This is a genomic window from Polynucleobacter parvulilacunae, assembly GCF_018881715.1.
Classification (GTDB): Bacteria; Pseudomonadota; Gammaproteobacteria; order Burkholderiales; family Burkholderiaceae; genus Polynucleobacter; species Polynucleobacter parvulilacunae.
In genome coordinates this window covers 1-3,257 of the sequence record NZ_JACVPW010000008.1, presented here as the reverse complement: position 1 = coordinate 3,257, position 3,257 = coordinate 1, and the positions used below count along the sequence as shown (strand labels likewise).

Below are 3,257 nucleotides of genomic sequence, written 5' to 3'. Positions count from 1 at the left end.
CTTGCATATTATTGCCTTTCGTTTAAAAAGAATGGATGGCTTTAGCAGTGATGTTTGTTGTTAATTCTTGCTGAATCAATCAAATTTTGCGAGGGTTTTGCAGTATCCCTTATGAAATCTAAAGAATTGGGCGTCACAATTTAATCCACTATTCGTATCTAATTTAACTCGCACCAAGATAAGCTTTGGTTTACGCTCCTGAGTATTGATAATAATAAACTTAATAAATAAATGAAAAATTTCAGGGCTTTGATAATTGTAGTTATTTGTAGCAATTTTTTAGTTGCTTGTGGCGCTGGCTCTAGCTCTGGCTCTGGCTCTAGCTCTAGCTCTAGTGACGCCACTGTTAATCCTTCCCCGGCACTTATTGGCTACTTTACTAATTGGTCGATTTATGGAGCGAAATATCAACCATCAAACATTCCCGCTAATGTTGATGAAGTCAACTATGCCTTTTTTCAGGTCGGCGACTGTGACCCAGCGCGACTTGGCTCGGAGGTCGCTCCAACTTGCGTGTCAGGAGGGGGGCAGCCTAGTATGTATACAGGCACACAGGACTATAAGCTTCATAGTATTGATCCGTATTCTGACTTTCCTCCAACTTATACCAATAGCGCTGGTTATATCAATTATGGTGGGCAATCCACCTTAGCACGTGCCCTATATACTGGTAAAAAAATTGCGCTATCTGTTGGCGGATTTTCTACTGGCACCTTCATTCGCAATGCAATTGAGCCTGTGAATCGACCGATCTTTGTGTCATCTATTGTGCAATTTATGAGGGATCAAGAGATAAGCGCACAAAACAACACTGAACCTAGTATAAAAAACTCAAACAAATTTTATGGTGTGGATATTGACTGGGAGCCAAATGGTAATTATTGGACAATGCCACCCCAGGCTGTCGGTAATTATCAAATTCAAAAGACCGATTTAGAAAACTTCCGGCTATTCCTCAAGGACCTGAAGCTGCAAATGAAATCCGCTGGCTATAACAAACTGAGCATCACTGTTACTGCTAACCCCAGCGTACTTCAAAGTGTTGAATCCACATACGGTGGCGGCTATTGGCAAGCGATTGCAACTCTTGGAATTGAAATTAGACTCATGACCTACGATTATTATGCGCAAAGTTGGTCTGGCTCATGTGCCTTTACAGGATTTAACTCCCCTTTAAATCTAGTTGCTGCTGACCCCTGCAACAGAGATATGAGTTTGTCAAAGTCAGTTAATCAACTTGCAGTCTATGGAGTTCCAAAAGCGCAAATTGGTGTTGGTGTGCCTGCATATGGATATGCCTGGTCTCTTACCGCTGCCAACAAAGCGCTTGTGACCCAAGGAAATCCATTTGTGGCATTCGATAGCGCTAGTGCTACTAGCGTTTATAACACGCTACAGAGTCAGAGTTGGACATATCGCACCATCATTACCAATTACTTGTACGGCGTAAGCCAATCAGTAAACAGCGCATCTCTTCCACAGCTTACAACTTGGAGCGCAATTGCTACATCCGCCGATGCACTGCAGACATATGCAACCTCATTGGTCCAAGGCATTGCACCAGCTTGGATATCATTTACATCACCCACAAATGCCTACAACCTTGGAAAATGGGCGAGAAAAGAAGGTTTAAGTGGTGTAATGGTTTGGTCTCTGGACGGTGATGTCCAGCCAGGTGATAGTGGTATCACCAACTGGTATGAGTCCTCGTTGATATACAACCTTTATAAGGGTCTTGCCGAGTGATTATGAGTACCTACCAGTTTTGATGGTTGGGATTGCTGGAATAAATATGGTGCATCTATTAGATCAATCTTTAGATGCTTCATTGACTTGGGTAACCGCCTATGATTTGGGTTTTGATGTCCTATTAACAATATTTGCTAGCAGAAATGGTGACCCACATTGATTTTTGGTACCACTCCAAGCCAAAGATTTTGATAATCTTTGGCTTAACAAGGAGTTGCACTGTGGCCAACGTGGCATGCGTTTCAAGCCCGAGCCAACCGCTTCCCTGCTTAAGTAGATTGAGATTCTCACCGCCAAAAGCAAAACCTTAGATGAGTGTTGCAAAGCTCGGTTGATTGCAGTAGAAAAGCTACTATCGTTGGCGTAAGATGTATGGGCGCATGAATGCGGACCATGCCAAGAGGCTCATAGAACTTGAAGTAAAAATACTCGCCTCAAGAAGTTGGGTGGCGGACCTCTCCTTACGTGAAGTCATGTTTCAGGCGGTTATGAAGGAAAACTTCTGAGTCCCGTTAGGAGTAGAAATGCAGCACAGCTGCTCATGGACAAGCATCAAGTTTCTGAGCGGCCTGCCTGCAATTTGATGGGGCTATCGAGAACAGCCTATCGCTATATGCCATTATCCCGTGATGATGAGGAACCCTTTAGGGCATGAATCATCTGCTTTGCTTGCGCTTACGGCAGATGCGACTATAGAACAGTAGCTGCCCTGATGCATAATTCAGTTTGGCAAAGGGTTGCAGAGGAGTGGGTAAAGCATATCTGGCAACTAGTGGGTCTTATGGAGCCTGAGAAATAAGCTCCTAAAGAACAGCTTTGGTTAAATGATGTTAGTTGTCTACACCTGCGAGTCTAGTATCCAAACCGCATTTGAAGCTACGACTTCGTTTTTGTCAGGGATGCCTATGGGCATCAGGATGCTCATCATGACTGATGAATTTACAAGAATCTGTCTAGTAATCCATTGCGCATTGGCGCTAAAGAGGTGATTGCACAGTTAGCTGATGTCATGGTGATCCACGGCATTCCCAAATACATTCGATCGGACAACGGCCCTGAGTTCGTGGCCCAGGTAGTGCGGGATTGGTTAAGGGAGATTGGGGTTCGGGTTACTTGCATTGAGCAAGGCTCGCCTCGGGAGAATGGCTTTTTTGAAAGCTTTAGCGGCACTTTAAGAGATGAACTTCTCAATGGATAAATCTTCTACAACTTAGAAGGGATTAAGGTTTTAGTCGAACTATTGAGGCAACGCTAACATAACCAAGCAAGGCTCCATAGCTCATTGGACTACAGACCGACAGCCCCACAGGCAGCACTACCTAGAGTTACTCAAATACAACCTAGCTACATACAATGATTTAATATAGAAAAGGGCTCTCGCTGGCAGCGGTATCAAATTGATAGTAGTTCAACAGCAAAGACCAATAAAACAATCCCTGCAATGCCTATTCGTATCTCAACTGCAGCTGCCTTGGCGCTATAGGCTGTGATTTTTGCCTCCAAACTTC

General features: G+C 43.9%; 3 protein-coding genes. All 3 read left to right on the top strand.

Annotated features, from left to right (window positions below; translation table 11 throughout):
* The first annotated feature begins 231 nt into the window (after positions 1–231).
* The 3 genes from ICN18_RS08430 (at position 232) to ICN18_RS08420 (ending at position 2,947) form a co-directional block, all read left to right on the top strand.
* Positions 232–1,746: a glycoside hydrolase family 18 protein gene (locus tag ICN18_RS08430; RefSeq protein WP_216190070.1), complete on the top strand. Its 1,515-nt coding sequence runs from the start codon at positions 232–234 to the stop codon at positions 1,744–1,746.
* Positions 1,736–1,909 carry a hypothetical protein gene (locus ICN18_RS08425; protein WP_216190069.1) on the top strand — a complete coding sequence of 58 codons (174 nt, stop codon included), beginning with the start codon at positions 1,736–1,738 and terminating at the stop codon, positions 1,907–1,909. Before ICN18_RS08430 ends, ICN18_RS08425 begins: the two co-directional genes overlap by 11 nt.
* A gap of 804 nt (positions 1,910–2,713) precedes the next feature.
* Entirely contained in the window at positions 2,714–2,947 is a 234-nt protein-coding gene (locus ICN18_RS08420) for a TnsB C-terminal domain-containing protein (protein WP_216190068.1), read from the top strand.
* Positions 2,948–3,257 lie beyond the last annotated feature (310 nt).

Bases quoted from the DNA above. Each gene is read 5' to 3' on its own strand.
- ICN18_RS08430 (WP_216190070.1), top strand. From the start codon at position 232: ATGAAAAATTTCAGGGCTTTGATAATTGTAGTTATTTGTAGCAATTTT.